This is a genomic window from Pseudoxanthomonas kaohsiungensis (assembly GCF_010211765.1).
Lineage (GTDB): Bacteria > Pseudomonadota > Gammaproteobacteria > Xanthomonadales > Xanthomonadaceae > Pseudoxanthomonas > Pseudoxanthomonas kaohsiungensis.
On sequence record NZ_PDWO01000013.1, the window covers coordinates 60,882 to 79,517 of the forward strand.

Here is an 18,636-nt window from a genome sequence, read left to right on the forward strand (position 1 = left end):
GGCAAGGCGATCATGTCACATCTCCATGCCCGCAGAGGCCGCCTACTTGATGAAGTCATACTTGAGCGACGTCTGCAGCCGGAACGCGTCGCCATCCGTTCCGTCCTGCTGCTGGAGCTTGCCGTAGACCAGCTCCAGGCCCCAGCTCCAGCTGGGCAGCGGCGCATAGATCAGGTTGGCCGCGGCGTAGTCGCTGCGGCGGAACGCGTCCGGCGCCAGCGCATCGCTCCGGTCCAGGTACAGCCGGCCCCAGGCCAGGGTCGAGCGCCAGTGCGCGTTCCATGGATGGCCGTACCCGATCCAGCCGCCCCATTCGTCGAGCAGCGCAAGCGAACCGTCGTCCACCACCGCGTCCAGCCCGATGCCGCCCAGGTCGCCGACATAGGTGGCGATCCCGCGGCCACCGACCGCGCCCCAGGTGATGTAGTTGCCCGCCTCCGCGCCCCAGGCGCCGCTGACGGTCAATCCGCCGGCCAGGGCCTCGTCGCTGGCCGCGTCGTCGCGCCATGCAAGCTGGCGCACCACCGCACCCACCTGCATGTGCCCACTCGCTCCTTCGTGGCGAGCGGCGAAGACCACGTTGGGCGCGGTCGTCCGCGCCCCGCCCGCGGCGGCCGTGATCTCCGGTGGCGCATGTTCCAGCGCGAACACCAGCTGGTTGCCGTTGGACAGCGGCACGTACTGGCGGACGCTGGCCAGGCGCGCGAACGGGACCGCGCCCGGGCCGGCGAAATCGAGCGTGTCGGGCCCTGAGTCCAGGTCGAGGAACGCCGAGAACCCGTAGCCGACATAGGTATTGCCCAGCTGGCCCCAGGCGTGGCGCAGGTTGTAGCCATACGAGCCGCCGGATCCGTAGAAGTCGTTCTGCAGCACGAAGCGCAGCCAGCCGTAGTCGGTCTGCCGGCGCGCCTCCACCGTGAAGCGGGTCTGGCGCGCGTGCATGTTGAAGCTGTGGTCGCCGCTCTGCGCGCCCGCCGGGATGGTCGAGGTGATGAACTGGTCGCTGTCGCCGGCATCATCGGTGTCGACCATGGCGTCCAGTTTGGCGTATCCGCTCAGGCGCAACCACGTCGAAGTGCCGCGCACGGGGAAGAATCCCTCCTGCCCGTCATCGCCAGGGGCCAGTTCGTTGTCCACCCGCGAGGTCGCCAGCTCGTCCTCGCTGAAGGAGGGATGGGCGGGCAACAGCGATTGCTCCGGAACCGGCATCGGCACCGGTTCCGGCGGAGCATGGGTGGGCGCGGCAGCTGCCATCGCCTGCGGCCGCGGCGGTGGTTCCGCTGCCGGTGGCATCGCGGCCGTCACCGCCACGCCCGCGCCTGCGGATGGCGGCATCGCCTGCGATGACCCCGGAACCGCGGACGCGGGTGTCGAAGCGGCCGGTACCGGGCGCTCGGCTTCAAGCACTTCGATCCTCCGCACCAGCCGGTCGACCGTCTGCCGCAGCCGCTCGATCTCCGCGTCGCGCTCGTCGTCGGTCTTCTGCGCCTGCGCGGGCAGTGCGAACGAGAACGCCAGCAGCCAGGCCACCCCTGCCGCAACCCGAGCCTTGCGCATGCTCCACCTCCCTGCTGGCCGCGGACGCACGCGGCCTTCGCCGCGCCTTCCACGGCGCCAAGCCACCACGTGGCACGGGCGTGTACGCTCCGGCCCTATCCTTGCGGCACGCCAGCCATGTTGGGCAGCTGGTGGGCGATGCCCTTGTGGCAATCGATGCAGGTGCGCTCACCGGTGCCCAGCCACAGCCGGTGGATCCGCGCGGCGCGCGGGCTCTGCCGGGTCAGGTCCATCGAATCGAAGTCATGGCAGTTGCGGCACTCCAGCGAATCGTTGGCCTTGAGCCGCGACCATTCGTGCGTGGCCAGCACCAGGCGCTCGTCGAGGAACTTCTCGCGCGTATTGATGGTGCCGAAGATCTTGCCCCAGACCTCCTTGGACGCCTGCATCTTGCGCGCGATCTTGTCGGTCCAGTTGTGCGGCACGTGGCAGTCCGGGCAGGTGGCGCGCACGCCGGAACGATTGGTGTAGTGGATCGTGCCCTTCAGCTCCTGGAAGACGTTGTCGCGCATCTCGTGGCAGCTGGTGCAGAACTCCTCGGTGTTGGTGGCCTCCAGCGCGGTGTTGAAGCCGCCCCAGAACATCACCCCGGCGACGAAGCCGGCCACGGTCAGGAAGCCCAGGCTGTAGTAGCGGCTGGGCGAACGCAAGGTCCGCCAGAACCCCAGGGCGTGCCGCTTGGTCCATGCCCACATGGCTCACTGCCCTCCCGGCGGCGGCTCGGCGGCCAGGACGGTATCGATGTCCTTGAAGCCGTTGGCCACCAGGGTCGGCGCGTCGGTCTGGACGACGTGGCACTGGCTGCAGAAGTAGCGCCTGGGCGACACCGTCGCCAGGAACTGGTCGTCGCGGTCCATGTAGTGGGTCACGCTGACCGGTGGCGCCTGGAAGGTCGCGGCATTGGCGCGCGCGTGGCACAGCATGCAGCGGTTGCTGTTCTTGTCGACCTGGTAGCCATCGATGGTGTGCGGGATGGTCGGCGGCTGCATCGGGTAGTTGCGCACCCGGCGGATGTCGGTGTTCTGCACCCGCGCCATCGGTGGCGGATGGCCTTCCTGGTTGACCGGGACGCCGCGGCGCAGCGCATCGATCTCGCTGCCGCCGGGGATGAAGATGGCCCGCGCGTCCACCGGCGTGGAGGTGGCGGCCGATGCCTGCACCGGTGCCGGGCGCTTGAGGCCGCCGAACATCCAGCCGGCGGCGAATGCCAGCACCGACAGCAGGGCGACCAGGGCGACCGCGACGATCAGGGGTTTGTTGCGCATGGCATGCCTCCTAGGCGATCACGACCTTGCAGGCGCACTTCTTGTAGTCGGTCTGCTTGGAGATCGGGTCGGTCGCGTCGAGCGTGACCTTGTTGATCAGCTGGCCGGCGTCGAACCAGGGCACGAACACCATGCCCACCGGCATGCGGTTGCGCCCGCGCGTCTCCACCCGCGAGCGCATCTCGCCGCGCCGCGACACCACGCGCACCTCGTCGCCACGCTTGAGGCCCCGTGCGCGCGCATCATCCGGATTCATGAACACGACCGCCGCCGGGAACGAACGGTACAGCTCGGGAATGCGCATGGTCATCGAGCCGGAATGCCAGTGCTCCAGCACGCGCCCGGTCACCAGCCACATGTCGTACTCGGCGTCGGGGGACTCGGCGGGTGGCTCGTACGGCAGCGCCCACACCACCGCGCGGTTGTCGGGGAAACCGTAGAACTTGTGGCCCTCGCCCGGCTTCACGTACGGGTCGGCGCCCTCGATGTAGCGCCGGCGCGTCTCCTTGCCGTCGACCACCGGCCAGCGCAGGCCATGGGCCTGGTGGTACATGTCGAACGGCGCCAGGTCGTGCCCGTGTCCACGCCCGAACGCGGCGTATTCCTCGAACAGGCCCTTCTGCACGTAGAAGCCGAAGGCTTCCGACTCCTGGTTCGCGTAGCCCTCCTCGATGTCCGACACCGGGTAGCGGTCGACGTTGCCGTTGCGGAACAGCACCTCGAACAGCGTCTTGCCCTTGAACGCGGGGTTGGCGGCCAGCAGTTCGGCCGGCCAGCACTCGTCGGTGGTGAAGCGCTTGGAGAACTCCATCAGCTGCCACAGGTCGGACTTGGCCTCGCCGGGCGCGTCGACCAGCTGGTGCCAGAACTGGGTGCGACGTTCCGCATTCCCATAGGCGCCTTCCTTCTCCACCCACATCGCCGCGGGCAGGATCAGGTCGGCCGCCTGGCAGGTCACGGTCGGATAGGCGTCGGAGACGACGATGAAGTTGTCGGGGTTGCGGTAGCCCGGCCACGTCTCCTCGTACAGGTTCGCCGCCGCCTGCATGTTGTTGTTGACCTGCACCCAGTAGGCGTTGAGCTTGCCGTCGCGCAGCATCCGGTTCTGCTGCACGGCGTGGTAGCCGGGCTTGGGGTTGATCAGGCCGTGCGGGACCTTCCAGATCTCCTCGGCGTGCTTGCGGTGTTCGGGGTTGGCCACCAGCATGTCCGCCGGCAGGCGGTGGCTGAAGGTGCCGACCTCGCGCGCGGTGCCGCAGGCCGACGGCTGCCCCGTCAGCGAGAACGGGCTGTTGCCGGGCGTGGATATCTTCCCGGTCAGCAGGTGGATGTTGTAGACCATGTTGTTGGCCCACACCCCGCGGGTGTGCTGGTTGAAGCCCATGGTCCAGAACGAGGTGACCTTCACCTCCGGGTCGGCGTAGAGCTCGGCAAGCTGCTGCAGCCAGCCGCGCTCGACCCCGCTCATCTCGACGGCCTTGTCGAGCGTGTACGGCTTCACGAACTCGGCGAACTGCTCGAACGTGATTGCTTCGCCGCCGCCCGGGTCGTCCGCGTTCTCGGCCGCCAGCTCCAGCGGGTGGTCCGGGCGCAGGCCGTAGCCGATGTCCTGGTTGCCGCGCTTGAAGTTCAGGCGGCTGTCGACGAAGGCCTTGTTGACCCTGCCGGTCTGGATGATGTGGTTGGCGATGTAGTTGAGGATGACCAGGTCGGTCTGCGGCTTGAACACGATCGGGATGTCGGCCAGCTCGAAGCTGCGGTGCTCGAACGTGGACATGACCGCGACCTTGACGTGCGGATGCGACAGCCGCCTGTCGGTGACCCGGGTCCACAGGATCGGGTGCATCTCGGCCATGTTCGAGCCCCATAGCACGAACGCGTCGGCGGCCTCGATGTCGTCGTAGCAGCCCATCGGCTCGTCCATGCCGAAGGTGCGCATGAAGCCCATCACCGCCGAGGCCATGCAATGGCGCGCATTGGGATCGATGTGGTTGCTGCGGAAGCCGGCCTTCATCAGCTTGTTGGCGGCGTAGCCCTCCCAGATCGTCCACTGGCCGGAGCCGAACATGCCGATCGCATCGCCGCCCTTGGCCTTGAGCACTTTCTTGAACTGCTCGGCCATCACGTCGAAAGCCTCCTCCCACTCCACCGGGGTGAAGTCGCCGTCCTTCGCGTAGACGCCGCCCTTTTTGCGCAGCAGCGGCTTGGTCAGGCGGTCCTCGCCGTACATGACCTTCGAGAGGAAGTAGCCCTTGACGCAGTTGATGCCGCGGTTGACCTCCGAATGCACGTCGCCGTGGGTGGCCACGACGCGGCCGTCGCGCACGGCCACGTTGACCCCGCAGCCGGTGCCGCAATAGCGGCAGGGCGCCTTGCTCCACTTCAGCGAGGTGAGGTCGCCCTCGGTGATGACGTTGCTGCCGCCACCGGGGAGCGGCAGGCCGGCGGCGGCCGCGGCGGTGGCGACGGCGCTGCTGCGGATGAAATCACGGCGTGTGGTGCTCATGCGGGTGTACTCGCGTCGGCAACGGGAAGGGGTTCGTCGAGGGCGTGGCCCGGCTCGGCGTGGTGGTAGACCAGCAGCACGTTCAGCACGCCGGGCACCTCCTTGAACTGGTCCACGCGGTCCATCACCGCGTGGCGATCGGCGGACTCGCACAGCACGACGCTGCGGGTATCGCCGGGCACGGCAAGTTCTAGATCGGCATGCGCGGCGATCATCGCCGCCAGCGCTGGCCCGGCGCCCTCGCGGTGCTGGACCACGAAGCTCGCGATATGGACTTCGTCGTCCCGGCCATTCGCCTTCATGCGGTCATCTCCAGCGGTTCGCTCGACAATGCAATGGCACCGGCCGGGCAGATGCCGACACAGGCGCCGCAACCGGTGCAGCGCTCGGCGTCGACGACGGCCGGGCCGCGCGCGCCCGGCGCCACGTGGATGGCCGTTTCCGGGCAGGCCTCGCGGCAGCTGGCGCAGACCACGCCGCGCGCCGACAGGCAGCCATCCCCCACCCGCGCGTTCAGCTCCCACGGCGGCGAGATCGACGCATCCAGCGCAGCGCTTTCGCACGCCTGCACGCAATCGCCGCAGAACGTGCATTCGCCCGATGTGGCCACAAAGCGCGGCAGTCCGTCCCCGCCGCGCACCAGCACCTGTTCCGGGCAGGCGCGCACGCACGCATCGCAGCGGGTGCAGCGCGAGGCGAAATCGGATTCGGGCACGGCCCAGGGCGGGCGAACGGCGGGCGCTTCAGTTGCCTGGCGGCCGAACAGCAGGGAGCGTCGGGTCAGCATCGACATGGCGATCGCTCAACCGGTCGGCGGGCCGGCGAACAGCAGCTGCCACATCCAGACCAGGAAGCCGTAGCCGGCCACGATCATGATCGCCAGCAGCGGGAATATCACCGCCACCACCAGCAGGAACGCGAGGCGCTCCTGGTTGCGGGTCGCTCGGACCTCCTGACTGTCCTGCTCCATTTGCCTGCCCTGTCTGGGAATGGGTACGCAGCAGTGCTGGGTGGAGGCTACCACACGCCGGCGGCGCCGGCGCCCGCATCGCGGTGAACCACGTCACGTCCCGCCGAAGCACGCGCGTGCGCGGCAGGCGTGATGTTGCACTGCACCGCAGTGCGCGCTTCCCCACCGCACCGCGCTGCGGTGCGCGGTCCGCCGGCATCCGGACGCACGTGCTGCGCGGTGCAGCGCGCGCATGCCGCAGGCGCAGGCGCCGTACTCAGGCACTCGCGGCGCGCAGCAGCGGTGCCGCCCTTGCGCCGGCCGCGTCCGCCTGCGCCGTGGCCAGCGCCCCGCCGACCAGGATCACGCCCGGCGCGCCAGCGCGCTCCGGCGCTGCCCTGGCCAGGTCGCGCAGCTCCACGCAGAGCCGCGCTTCGTCGGGCTGGCTGGCCGCCTGCACGATCGCCACCGGGGTCGTGCCCGGCAGGTGGCGCAGCAGCCCGGCGGCGATCGAGGCGATCCTGCCCATGCCCATGTAGATCGCCAGCGTGGTGCCGCTGCGCGCCAGCGCCTCCCAGTCCGGCTCGCCGTGGTCGGCGGTATGCGCGGTGACGAAGGTGATGCCATGGCAATGCTCGCGGTGGGTCAGCGACACGCCCAGCGAGGCGGCGGCGGCGAAAGCGGCGCTTATGCCGTTGACGACGCGTACCGGCACGCCCGCATCGCGCAGGAAGTCGATCTCCTCGCCGGCGCGGCCGAACAGCAGCGCCTCGCCGCCCTTGACCCGGACCACGCGCAGGCCCTGCAGGGCGTAGCGCCGCATCAGCCGGCAGATGAACGCCTGCGGCGTGGAGCGGCAGCCGCCGCGCTTGCCTACCCGCACCACGCGGGCCTGCGGCGCCAGCTCGACGATCTGCGGATTGACCAGCTCGTCCAGCAGCAGCACTTCGGCCTGTGCCAGCGCGCGCGCCGCCTTGAGCGTGAGCAGCTCCAGGTCGCCGGGACCGGCCGACAGCAGCACCACTTCGGCCGGAATGCGGCGCGGCCCGGAAGGAAGGGGTGACGTGGTGGATGGCATCGCGGGCTCCGGGGAGGAAGGAGGATTCATGCGCTGGCGACCTCGCGGGCGAGGCGAGTCAGTTGGGGTAGGCAGGAGCCGCAGACCGTGCCGCAGCCCAGGCGCTGCTTCAGCGCGGGCACGTCGGCGCCGGCACGCACCTCGGCGCGGATCGCCGATTCGGTGACCTGGCGGCAGGCGCACACCACCGGGTCGCGCGCGACCTCGGCGACGGCGGCGAACGCGGCCAGGCGCGGGCCCCCCCAGGCGCCCCCGCCCAGCGCCGTGCGCAGCAGCGATTCGCCGCCCGGCTGCGCGTCGGTCCACAGCAGGCCGTCGACGAAGTTCGCGCCGGCCTCGACGCGCCAGGCGACGCGCTTGAGCAGTCCGCGGCGCGCATCGCGGTACTCGAGGGTGTCGGGGCCCGCGCCCAGCGCCAATGCCGTATCCAGCGCCGCCAGCCACTCCGCCGGCATCGCCCGTTCGGCCGCGGCGCGCATCACCAGCCAGGCGACGCCATCGTCCGCGCCCGGCCCGGCCTGCAGCGTCAGACTGGCGTAACCGCAATCCCTCAACAGCGGCTGCACCGCCGCGCGCAGTGCCAGCGCGTCGCCACGGCGCGCGGCCAGCAGGTGCCAGCCGAACGCAGCCTTCTCCACCCGCACCGCCGCGTGCTTGAGCTCGGGCTGGCGCGAGCGCGCGTCGAACGCCGGCTGGCTGACCTCGTTGATGCCGCCACTGGACAGGTGCTGCCCGCTCCAGTGCATGGCCGCGAACACGGTGCCGGATCCCACCTCGTCGGACAGCTCCAGCGGCAGCACCAGCGCGCCACGCTTGCTGGCGATGCGCACGAGCTCGCCGGCCTTCAGGCCGCGACGGGCGGCATCGTCCGGATGCATGCGCAGGCCGGGCTCGGGACTGTGCGCGAACAGCTGCGGCACCCGGCCGGTACGCGACATGCCGTGCCACTGGTCGCGCAGGCGGCCGGTGAGCAGGCGCAGCGGATAGCGCGCCGAGGTCGGCTCGGCCACCGGCTGGTACGCGGTGGCATGGAAACGCGCACGGCCGTCGGCCGTGGCGAACACGCCGTCGGCGTAGCGGCGGGCCTGCCCGCGGGATTGCCCGGCCGGAAACGGCCATTGCTGCGGGCCTTCCTGTTCCAGCTTCGCGTAGTCCAGTCCGCCGATGTCGAGGTCGCGGCCGACGGTCAGCGCGCGATGCTCCTCGAAGATCGCCGCCGGCGCGTCGGCCTGGAACAGCGGCTGCGCGCCCGGAGCCCCCAGCCGCGCCTCGACCCGGCGCGCGACCTCGCGCACGATCCACCAGTCCGCACGGGCCTGCCCCGGCGGCGGGACCGCCGCGCGCACCCGCGAGATGCGGCGCTCGGAATTGGTGACGGTGCCTTCCTTCTCGCCCCAGGTGCTGGCCGGCAGCAACGCGTCGGCATAGGGCACGGTATCGGTGTCGGCGAACGCCTCCTGCACGACCACGTACTCGGCGCGCTGCAGCGCCTCGCGCACCTGTCCGATGTCGGGCATCGAATGGACCGGGTTGGTGCAGGCGATCCACACCGCCTTGACCTTGCCGGCGCGCACCGCCTCGAACAGCTCGACCGCGGCCAGTCCCGGCTTGCCCGACAGGCTGCCCGGCGCCAGCTTCCACAGCGCCTCGACCTCGGCGCGATGGTCCTCGTCGGCGATCTCGCGGTGCGCGGCCAGCATCGTCGCCATCCCGCCGACCTCGCGCCCGCCCATCGCGTTGGGCTGGCCGGTGAGCGAGAACGGACCGGCGCCGGGGCGGCCGATCTGGCGCGTGGCCAGGTGCAGCTGGATCAGGGCGAGGTTCTTGTCGGTACCGTGCGCGGACTGGTTCAGGCCCATGCAGTACAGCGACAGCGCCGCCGGACTGCGGCCGAACCACTCGGCGGCGGTGACCAGGTCCTGCGCCGGGATGCCGCAGATCTCGGCGGCCATGCGCGGGGTGTACTCGCGCAGCAGGGCCTTCAGCGCGGGGAAGCCGCTGGTGTGCGCGTGGATGAACGCCTGGTCGAGCAGGCCTTCCCACACCAGGTGGTGGAGCATGCCGTTGAACAGGGCCACGTCGGTGCCGGGCTGGATCGCCAGGTGCAGGTCCGCCATCGCGGCGGTGTCGGTGCGGCGCGGATCGACCACGATCCAGCGCACCCCGGGATCGCGCGCCTTCGCATCCTCCAGCCGGCGGAACAGCACCGGATGCGCATAAGCGGCATTGCTGCCGGCGAACAGCACCGTCTTCGCCAGCTCGAGGTCCTCGTAGCAGGTCGGCGGGCCGTCGGCGCCGAGCGCCAGCTTGTAGCCGGTCACCGCGCTGGACATGCACAGGCGCGAGTTGGTGTCGATGTTGTTGGTGCCGATCAGGCCCTTGGCCAGCTTGTTGAAGACGTAGTAGTCCTCGGTCAGCAGCTGGCCGGAGATGTAGAACGCCACCGCGTCCGGACCATGCCGCTCCACGATCCGGGCCAGCCGCTCGGCGACGGTGTCCAGGGCCAGCGCCCAGTCGACCGCGCGGCGCGGCTCGTGGCGCTGGCCGCGCACCTCCGGCGCCAGCACCCGGCCATCCAGGCGGCGGGCGCTGTCGGCCAGGGCCAGCCCCTTGCTGCACAGCCGGCCGAAGTTGGCGGGATGCTGCGGATCGCCCTCCACGCCCGTGATGCGCTCGCCGCCGGCGGTGCGCTCGCTGTGGATCAGCACGCCGCAACCGACGCCGCAGTAGCAGCAGGTCGAGCGCGTGGTCCGGCGCTCGCCGGGCTGCAGCGGGGCGCCGGCGCCATCCATCAGGCAACCGCCTCGGCCACTCTGGCCGGCGGTGCAGCCACGTCGGCGACCGGCCCGGGCGAAAGCCACACGTACCCGTCGCGCACCTGCACCGGGTACCGGCGCGCGCAGCCCACGTCCGGCGCGCAGGCCTGGCCGCTGTCGAGCTGGATGTTCCAGCCGTGCAGCGGGCAGGTCACGGTGTCGCCGGAGACAATTCCCTGCGACAGTGGCCCGCCCTTGTGCGGGCAGCGGTCGGCGAGCGCGAACACCCGCGCCGCCGCCGGCCGGAACAGGGCGATGTCGTCGCCGCCCTCGCGCTTCAGCACCCGCGAGCCCAGCAGCGGGATGTCCTCGACCGCGCACACGCGGACCCAGTCCTCGACGGTTGCGTCCATGTCATTCCTCCAGGGCCACGGCGATCCGCCGGCCGGGCTTTGGCGATTCGAGCGTCAGCGGCGCGTACTCGCGCGCCTGGGTCCCGGCGATGCGCGCCGCCCACGGATCGGGCAGGCCTTCCAGTGCGTAGAGCAGGCGTTCGAACAGCGCGCGGCGGCTGGCCGCGTCCTCGACCACCTTCTGCTTCACGTACTCCAGGCCGACCCGCTCGATGTAGTGCACGGTGCGGTCGAGGTAGTACGCCTCCTCGCGGTACAGCTGCAGGAACGCGCCGGTGTACTCCTTCACCTCCTCGGCGGTCCGTACCTTGCACAGGAAGCGGGCGACCTCGGTCTTGATGCCGCCGTTGCCGCCGACGTGGATTTCCCAGCCCGAGTCCACGGCGATGATGCCCACGTCCTTGATCCCCGACTCGGCGCAGTTGCGCGGGCAGCCGGACACGGCCAGCTTGACCTTGTGCGGGCTCCACATGTTGGCCAGCATCGTCTCCAGGTCGATGCCCATCTGCGTGCTGTTCTGGGTGCCGAAGCGGCAGAACTCGCTGCCCACGCAGGTCTTCACCGTGCGGATCGACTTGCCGTAGGCGTGGCCGGAGTTCATGCCCAGGTCCTTCCACACGCCGACCAGGTCCTCCTTCCTCACCCCGAGCAGGTCGATGCGCTGGCCGCCGGTGACCTTGACCATCGGCACCGCGTACTTGTCGGCCACGTCGGCGATCCGGCGCAGCTCGCTGGCATTGGTCACCCCGCCCTTCATCTGCGGGATCACCGAGAACGTGCCGTCCTTCTGGATGTTGGCGTGGGCGCGCTCGTTGATGAAGCGGCTCTGCGGGTCGTCCACCGCCTCGCGCGGCCAGGTCGAGAGCATGTAGTAGTTGATCGCAGGCCGGCAGGTGGCGCAGCCGTTGGGCGTGCGCCACTCCATGAAGGCGTACGCCTGGGCGTGGCTGACCAGATGGTGCTCGCGGACTGCCTGGCGGACCTCGCCATGGGTCAGCGCGGTGCAGCCGCACACCGCCTTGGTCTTGGGCGTCTCCTGGAAGTTGGAACCCAGGCAGTTCATCAGGATCTGCTCGACCAGGCCGGTGCACGATCCGCAGGAACTGGCCGCCTTGGTGTGCTTCTTGACCTCGTCCACGGTGAACAGGCCCTGCTCGCGCACCGCCTTCACGATCGTGCCCTTGCAGACGCCATTGCAGCCGCAGACCTCGTCGCCATCGGCCATGCTCGCGGCGCGATCCTGGCCGGCGGTCCCGGCATCGCCCAGCGCGGTCTCGCCGAAGGCCAGGGTGTCGCGGCGCTCGCCGATCGCGCTGCCGTCCTTGATCTGGCGGAAGTACCAGGCGCCGTCGCCGGTGTCGCCGTACAGGCAGGCGCCGACCAGCCTGTCGTCGCGGATCACCAGCTTCTTGTACAGCCCGCCGGCCGGGTCGGAGAGCACGATCTCCTCGGTGCCCTCGCCCCCCATGAAGTCGCCGGCGGAGAACAGGTCGATGCCGGTGACCTTGAGCTTGGTCGAGGACACCGAGCCCTTGTAGATGCCGATGCCGTAGGTCGCCAGGTGGTTGGCGCAGATCTTGGCCTGCTCGAACAGCGGCGCCACCAGGCCGTAGGCGATGCCGCGGTGGCTGGCGCACTCGCCGACCGCGTACACGCGCGGGTCGTAGGTCTGCAGCGTGTCGTTGACCACGATGCCGCGGTTGCAGTGGATGCCGGCGGCCTGGGCCAGGGCGGTGTTCGGGCGGATGCCGGCGGCCATCACCACCAGGTCGGCCGGGATCTGCTCGCCGTCGGAGAAGCGCACCGCCGCCACCCGGCCATCGGCGTCGCCGACGATCTCGGTGGTGGCGGTGTTGAGCCGGAACGCCAGGCCGCGCTCGGCCAGCGACTTTTCCAGCAACGCGCCGGCGACCGGGTCGAGCTGGCGCTCCAGCAGCCAGCCGGCCAGGTGCACGACGGTCACCTCCATGCCGCGCAGCTTCAGGCCGTTGGCCGCCTCCAGGCCGAGCAGCCCGCCGCCGATCACCACCGCATGCTTCTTCTGCCTGGCGGTGTCGATCATCGTCTGCGTATCGTGGATGTCGCGGTAGCCGATGACGCCTTCCAGGTCCTTGCCCGGGACCGGCAGGATGAACGGCACCGAGCCGGTGGCCAGCAGCAGCCGGTCGTACTCCGCCTCGGTTCCGTCGGCGGCGACCACCCGGCGGCGCACGCGGTCGATCGTGGTGACTTCCTTGCCCAGATGCAGGGTGATGCCGTTGTCGGCGTACCAGGACAGCGGATTGAGCACGATCTCGTCGAAGGTCTGTTCGCCCGCCAGCACCGGCGAGAGCAGGATCCGGTTGTAGTTGGGGTGCGGCTCGGCGCCGAACACGGTGATCTCGTACATGTCCGGCTGCAGCTTGAGCAGCTCCTCGAGGGTGCGGATGCCGGCCATGCCGTTGCCCACCACCACCAGTCTTGGCTTCTTCATCGTTCGTCCCGGTTGTGCGCACCGGCGAGGGTGCGCGTCATGAAGGTGCTGCACGGATCCTCGGCATAGCCGGCGAACGGCCCGCATGGCGCGAAGCCGAAGCGCCGGTAAAGCGCGCGCGCCGGCGCGAACTCGGGCTGCGAGCCGGTCTCCAGGCTCAGCCGGCGGTAGCCGCGCTGTTCGGCCTGCTCGAAGATCTGCCGCATCAGCGCCGCGCCCACCCCGCGACCGCGATGGGCGGCGGTGGTGCGCATCGACTTGACCTCGCCGTGCCAGCCATCCAGTTCGCGCAGCGCCGCGCAGCCGACCAGCCCGCCGCCCGACCACGCACTCCAGAATGTGATGTCGGCCTGGCGCAGCTTGGCCAGGTCCAGCGCGTGCACGCTCTCCGGCGGCGAGATCCGCTGCATCTCGTCCAGGTGCTCGCGCAGCAGCGCGGCGACCTCCGGCCCGGTCAGCGGGTCGATGCGGATCTGCAGGTCCATCGCTCAGACCCGCGCCGCGCCGGCGGCGGCCCAGTGCAGGCGCCAGCGCTGCTTGACCCCGACCAGGCACAGCGAGGCGGCCAGGGCGATGGCCGCGAAGGCCCACAGCCCCGGCGCATACGAACCGGCATGCTGCTTGACCACGCCCAGGCCGGCCGCGAGCAGGAAGCCGCCGACGCCGCCGGCCATGCCGATCAGCCCCGTCATCAGCCCGATCTCGGCGCCGAAGCGCTGCGGCACCAGCTGGAACACCGCACCGTTGCCGGCGCCCAGGCACAGCAGGGTCAGCACGAACAGCGCCACCGTCGCCTGCGCGCCGCCGATGCCCAGCGCCGCGGTCGACACCAGGACGGTCACCGCGACATAGACCATCTGCAACGAGCGGGTGCCGCCGATGCGGTCGGCGATCACCCCGCCCAGCGGGCGCATCAGCGAGCCGGCCAGCACGCACGCCGCGGTGGCCCAGCCGGCGATCTTCGGCGCGAAGCCGAACTGGTCGTGGAAGTAGCCCGGCAGCGCGCTGGCGAAGCCGGCGAAGCCGCCGAAGGTGATCGCGTAGAAAAACATGAACCACCACGAGTCGCGGTTGCCGAGCAGCACACGCCCGTAATCGCCCAGGCTCTTGCGCGCCACCGGCACCGGCGCGTCCTTGGCGCAGGCGGCGAAGACCGCCAGCACCACCAGCAGCGGGATCGCGGCCAGGCCGAACACGTTCTGGAAGCCGAACGCGGTCGCCAGCACCGGCGCGAACAGCGCGGCGAACACGGTGCCGGAATTGCCCGCGCCCGCGATCCCCATCGCCGTGCCCTGGTGCTCCGGCGGATACCAGCGCGAGGCCAGCGGCAGGGCCACCGCGAACGACGCCCCGGCCACGCCCAGCATCGCGCCCAGCAGCAGCACCTGGCCGAAGCTGTGCACGCCGAGCCGCCAGGCGGCGAGCAGCGCGACGATCACCACGACCTGGGCGATCACGCCGGTACGCTTGGCGCCGATGCGGTCGGCCAGCAGGCCGAGGAACAGGCGCAGCACCGCCCCGCACAGGATCGGCACGGCGACCATCAGCGCGCGCTGCTGGGTGTCCAGCGCGAGCGCCTGCGCGATCTGCACCTGCAGCGGGCCCAGCAGGTACCAGACCATGAAGCTGACATCGAAGTAGAGGAACGCCGACAGCAGGGTCGGTGCGTGTCCGGCTTTCCAGAAGGATCGGTTCATGCCAGGCCATCTCCGGATTGGCCGCTCGCTGGAGCGGGGGTGGGACGGGTGAGCGGGAAAACAAAAACGGCGCCTCCCGGTTCGCACCGGGAAGACGCCGTTGTCTGCGTGGCCGCGGCCGCCGTTGGCCTGGGCTACGTGATCGGGTTGTGGGCAGGCGCGCCGTTGCACCTGCGCTTTGTTGCAACGCAATGGCCGTGCCAGTTTCTGGCGCAGCGCAGCATCAGCCACGGAACCGGATTGTTTTCATGCACTTGGCGTGCGCTGGCGCGCCCGCCGATCGCCACGCGCGCCGGCGGACCGCATCCACGTTGCACCCTGCGGGTGCGTTGAGCACCGCGATCGTGCAGTACGCACCAACGCGGCTCATGCGGGCAGGTCACCGCGGTGGTGCCGCATCGGCGAGGAGCAGCGGGGCGAGCCCCGCTCTACGTATGCCGTCGTGGAACCGGGCCTGCCCGGCTGGCCACGTCTGCTGGCGCCGCATCGGGCAAGAAGCAGCGGGGCGAGCCCCGCTCTACGGGTGCCGTCGTGGAACCGGGCCTGCCCGGCTGGCCACGTCTGCTGGCGCCGCATCGGCAAGAAGCAGCGGGGCGAGGGATGCCGTCGTAGAGCCGGGCTTGCCCGGCTGGCCACGTGCGGTGGCGCCGCATCGGCGAGGAGCAGCGGGGGCGAGCCCCGCTCTACGGGGGCGGGAACACCGCGCGGGCGTCGCGCGCCGGCACGGGCACGCCCAGCTCGCGCGCGGCGGCGCGCCAGGTGTCGAGGCGGTAGACGTCGTCGAGCCACGCATCGCCATCGCCGGCAGGCGGCAGCCAGCCCCAGCGGCGAAACTGGCCCAGGAACCATTCCCCGTCCGCCCGCCACGGGTAGTTGGCCTGGCCATCGGCATGGAACTGCAGCGCCTGGTGCGGCGGCAGGCTGCCATCCGGGACCAGGCAGGCTTCCAGCCTTGCCACCGGCAGGCCGATCGCCTCGGGCACCGACAGCCACCGCGCCGCCTGGCGGCGATGGTCCGCGCCGGCGTCGAGCCAGCGGCAGGCATCGAGCACCACCGCGGTCAGCGCCGTCGCCAGTTCCGGCTGCAGGGCGGCGAAGTCGCGGCGGCAGGCCAGCACCTTTTCCGGATGTCCCGGCCACAGCTGGCCGCTGCGCAGCACGCGGCGCCCGGCACCGGTGGCCTCGGCCTGCTCGCCCCAGGGTTCGCCGGCACAGAAGCCGTCCAGGTCGCCGTCGGCCAGCGCCTGCGGCATCTGCGGCGGCGGCAGCGTGACCGCCTCGATGTCGCGCATCGGGTCCACTCCCTGCGCCGCCAGCCAGTGGTAGAGCCACAGCGCGTGCGTGCCGGTCGGGAAGGTCTGCGCGAACACCGGCCGCCGCGGCAGCGAGCGCAGCGCCTGCACCAGCGACGGCCCGTCGCTGGCGGCGCCGGCCAGCGCGTCGGCCAGCGGCGGCGACAGCGTGATCGCCTGGCCGTTGCGGTTCAAGCCGGTCAGCACGGCCAGGTCGGCCTGGGGCCCGCCGATGCCGGTCTGCACCGCCAGCACCAGCGCGGCCATCGCGTGGGCCGCGTCCAGCTCGCCCGACAGCAGGCGGTCGCGCAGCGTCGCCCAGGACGATTGCCGGTGCAGGCGCAGCGCCAGCCCATGCCGGCGGTCCAGGCCCAGGTGCACCGCGGCCACCAGCGGCGCTGCGTCGAGCAACGGCATGAAGCCGATCTCGAGCGTGCGGGGATCGTTGGCGGCGCGGGTCGTCATGCTCGGTTCCTTCTCATCGCAGGCTTACAACAGGTCGGCCATGGCCACGATCCGGCGCGCCACGTCGGCCAGCTTCAGGCCCTGGTTCATCGCCTGCTGGCGCAGTGCGGCGTAGGCCTCGGCCTCGCCCATCCCGCGCCGTTCCATCAACAGCGCCTTGGCGCGGTCGATATCCTTGCGGTCTTCCAGGGTGCGTTCCAGCGCGTCGAGCCGCTGGCGCACGTGTGCCTGCTGCTCGAACCGTGCCAGCGCCACGCTCAGCACCGGCGCCAGCCGCGCCGGGGACAGGCCGTCGACCACATAGGCGGCTACGCCGGCACCGACCGCGTCGCGGATCAGGGCGTCGTCGCCGTCGGCCGAGAACATCACCACCGGCCGCGGCGCGTGCCGGTGCAGCATCGCCAGCTGCTCGAGCGTGTCGCGCGAGGGCGATTCCACGTCCAGGATCACCACGTCCGGCTGCTGCTCCTGCACCGCCTTGAGCAGCCGGGCGGCGACCGCCACGTGCGGCAGCACCTCGTAGCCGGCCGCGCGCAGCGCCTGCGCCAGGTCGGCGATGGGCTTGTCCGTATCGTTGACCAGCAGGACGCGGAGCATGGGGCGCGGGCGGGCCGGGCGGAGGGGGGCGGGTTCGATGTTGCCATGCAACATTAACCGTCGGCGAGCCCCGCCCGGGCCCGGAGACTTCCGCGGCCACGAGCCGCGGCGCCGCCCGGGGCCGGATTGACCTGCATCAAGGACAGCCGGGCGGCGCGCCCCTAGCCTGTCCGCATGGCCAGCCTGCCCCCCCTGTTCGACCCGGACCTGCTGCGGCGCCACGACAAGCCCGGGCCGCGCTACACCTCCTATCCGACCGCGCCGCAGTTCGGCGCCGGCTTCGGCGAGGTGGACCTGCGCCGGATGGCCGCGGCCACCAACGGCGACCCGATCCCGCGGCCGATCTCGCTGTACCTGCACATCCCGTTCTGCACCAGCCCGTGCTTCTACTGCGGCTGCAACCGCATCATCACCCGAGACAGCGCGCGCGGCGCGGCCTACCTCACCCGCCTGTACCGCGAGATCGCGATGGCCGCGGCGATGTTCGACCGCGACCGCGACGTTGAGCAGGTCCATTTCGGCGGCGGCACGCCCAACTTCCTCTCCCCGGAGCAGATCGCCGAGGTGCTGGACGTGCTCCGCCACCACTTCCGCTTCGCCGCCGGCGAGCGCATGGACTGCTCGATCGAACTGGATCCGCGCTTCATCACGCCCGCCGAGGTCGGACAGCTGGCGCAGGCCGGCTTCAACCGCGCCAGCCTCGGCGTGCAGGACTTCGACCCGGCGGTGCAGCAGGCGGTCAACCGCGTGCAGGGCGTGGAGCAGACCCTGGGCATCATCGAGGCCTGCCGCGCCCACGGTTTCCGCTCGGTGAACGTCGACCTGATCTACGGCCTGCCGAAGCAGACGCTCGATGGCTTCTCGCGCACGCTGGACATCACCCTGGAGGCGCGCCCGCACCGGCTGGCGATCTACGGCTATGCGCACCTGCCGAACCTGTTCCGCCCGCAGCAGCGCATCAACGCCGCGGAGCTGCCCAGCCCGGAAGCCAAGCTCGACCTGCTGCGCCTGGCGATCGAGCGGCTCGGCCAGGCCGGCTACCAGTACATCGGCATGGACCATTTCGCCCTGCCCGACGACGAACTGGCGCGCGCGCAGCGCGAGGGCGGGCTGCACCGCAACTTCATGGGCTATACCACGCACGCCGAGAGCGACCTGGTCGGGCTGGGGGTGAGCGCGATCAGCCACATCGGCGCCAGCTTCAGCCAGAACCCCCGCGACATCGCCGGCTGGGAGCAGGCCATCGACGCCGGGCGCCTGCCGGTCTGGCGCGGCATGGCGCTGGACGAGGACGACGTCATCCGCGCCGACGTGATCCAGGCGCTGATGTGCCACGGCGCGCTGGACTACGACGCGCTGGGCCAGCGCCACATGATCGACTTCCGCGAGTACTTCGCCGACGCGCTGGCGCAGCTGCCGGCACTGCGCGACGACGGGCTGGTGGAGCTCGATGCCCGGGGCCTGCGCGCGACCTCGCGCGGACGGCTGCTGCTGCGTATCATCGCCATGTGCTTCGACCGCTACCTCGCCACCACCGCCGACGCGGCCACGCCCCGTTACTCCCGCACCGTCTGAGTGCGCCGGGAGC

General features: G+C 71.0%; 16 protein-coding genes. 1 reads left to right on the forward strand and 15 read right to left on the reverse strand.

What is annotated here, in order from left to right; all coding sequences use genetic code 11:
* Positions 1-42: 42 nt before the first annotated feature.
* The 15 genes from CSC66_RS13360 to CSC66_RS13430 form a co-directional block, all read right to left on the reverse strand.
* A complete protein-coding gene (locus CSC66_RS13360; protein WP_162377897.1) occupies positions 43-1,557 on the reverse strand; it encodes a DcaP family trimeric outer membrane transporter in 1,515 nt (504 codons plus the stop codon).
* A 95-nt stretch (positions 1,558-1,652) separates the two neighbouring features.
* Complete coding sequence (locus CSC66_RS13365) at positions 1,653-2,252, reverse strand: NapC/NirT family cytochrome c (protein WP_162377898.1); 600 nt, start codon at positions 2,250-2,252, stop codon at positions 1,653-1,655.
* 3 nt (positions 2,253-2,255) lie between these two features.
* Positions 2,256-2,822, reverse strand: a complete 567-nt coding sequence (locus tag CSC66_RS13370) for a nitrate reductase cytochrome c-type subunit (protein WP_162377899.1) — start codon at positions 2,820-2,822, stop codon at positions 2,256-2,258.
* 10 nt (positions 2,823-2,832) lie between these two features.
* Complete coding sequence (gene napA, locus CSC66_RS13375; protein ID WP_162377900.1) at positions 2,833-5,328, reverse strand: periplasmic nitrate reductase subunit alpha; 2,496 nt, start codon at positions 5,326-5,328, stop codon at positions 2,833-2,835.
* Positions 5,325-5,630 (reverse strand): chaperone NapD, encoded by a 306-nt coding sequence (locus tag CSC66_RS13380; RefSeq protein ID WP_162377901.1) that lies wholly within the window; start codon positions 5,628-5,630, stop codon positions 5,325-5,327. Before CSC66_RS13380 ends, napA begins: the two co-directional genes overlap by 4 nt.
* Positions 5,627-6,121, reverse strand: coding sequence for a ferredoxin-type protein NapF (napF, locus tag CSC66_RS13385; RefSeq protein WP_238394398.1), 495 nt, complete (start codon positions 6,119-6,121; stop codon positions 5,627-5,629). Before napF ends, CSC66_RS13380 begins: the two co-directional genes overlap by 4 nt.
* Before the next feature lie 9 nt (positions 6,122-6,130).
* Positions 6,131-6,298, reverse strand: coding sequence for a periplasmic nitrate reductase, NapE protein (locus tag CSC66_RS13390; protein WP_162377902.1), 168 nt, complete (start codon positions 6,296-6,298; stop codon positions 6,131-6,133).
* Between the two features lie 256 nt (positions 6,299-6,554).
* The gene (gene cobA, locus CSC66_RS13395; RefSeq protein ID WP_202935655.1) at positions 6,555-7,301 is read right to left on the reverse strand and encodes a uroporphyrinogen-III C-methyltransferase; all 747 of its coding nucleotides are present in this window, start codon (positions 7,299-7,301) and stop codon (positions 6,555-6,557) included.
* Positions 7,302-7,381: 80 nt separating this feature from the next.
* On the reverse strand, positions 7,382-10,147 hold the full coding sequence (locus CSC66_RS13400; RefSeq protein ID WP_162377904.1) for a nitrate reductase: 2,766 nt from the start codon (positions 10,145-10,147) through the stop codon (positions 7,382-7,384).
* Complete coding sequence (gene nirD / locus CSC66_RS13405; protein ID WP_162377905.1) at positions 10,147-10,524, reverse strand: nitrite reductase small subunit NirD; 378 nt, start codon at positions 10,522-10,524, stop codon at positions 10,147-10,149. The genes CSC66_RS13400 and nirD overlap by 1 nt, the downstream gene beginning before the upstream one ends.
* 1 nt (position 10,525) lies before the next feature.
* Entirely contained in the window at positions 10,526-12,997 is a 2,472-nt protein-coding gene (gene nirB, locus CSC66_RS13410; RefSeq protein WP_162377906.1) for a nitrite reductase large subunit NirB, read from the reverse strand.
* The gene (locus tag CSC66_RS13415) at positions 12,994-13,482 is read right to left on the reverse strand and encodes a GNAT family N-acetyltransferase (RefSeq protein WP_162377907.1); all 489 of its coding nucleotides are present in this window, start codon (positions 13,480-13,482) and stop codon (positions 12,994-12,996) included. The genes nirB and CSC66_RS13415 overlap by 4 nt, the downstream gene beginning before the upstream one ends.
* A 3-nt stretch (positions 13,483-13,485) precedes the next feature.
* Positions 13,486-14,655 carry a nitrate/nitrite transporter gene (locus tag CSC66_RS13420; protein ID WP_202935656.1) on the reverse strand — a complete coding sequence of 390 codons (1,170 nt, stop codon included), beginning with the start codon at positions 14,653-14,655 and terminating at the stop codon, positions 13,486-13,488.
* Between the two features lie 722 nt (positions 14,656-15,377).
* On the reverse strand, positions 15,378-16,451 hold the full coding sequence (locus CSC66_RS13425; protein ID WP_162377909.1) for a CmpA/NrtA family ABC transporter substrate-binding protein: 1,074 nt from the start codon (positions 16,449-16,451) through the stop codon (positions 15,378-15,380).
* Between the two features lie 24 nt (positions 16,452-16,475).
* Positions 16,476-17,048, reverse strand: coding sequence for an ANTAR domain-containing response regulator (locus tag CSC66_RS13430; protein ID WP_162377910.1), 573 nt, complete (start codon positions 17,046-17,048; stop codon positions 16,476-16,478).
* A gap of 174 nt (positions 17,049-17,222) precedes the next feature.
* Between CSC66_RS13430 and hemN the strand changes: the two genes are divergently transcribed.
* A complete protein-coding gene (hemN, locus tag CSC66_RS13435) occupies positions 17,223-18,623 on the forward strand; it encodes an oxygen-independent coproporphyrinogen III oxidase (RefSeq protein WP_162377911.1) in 1,401 nt (466 codons plus the stop codon).
* Positions 18,624-18,636: the final 13 nt, after the last annotated feature.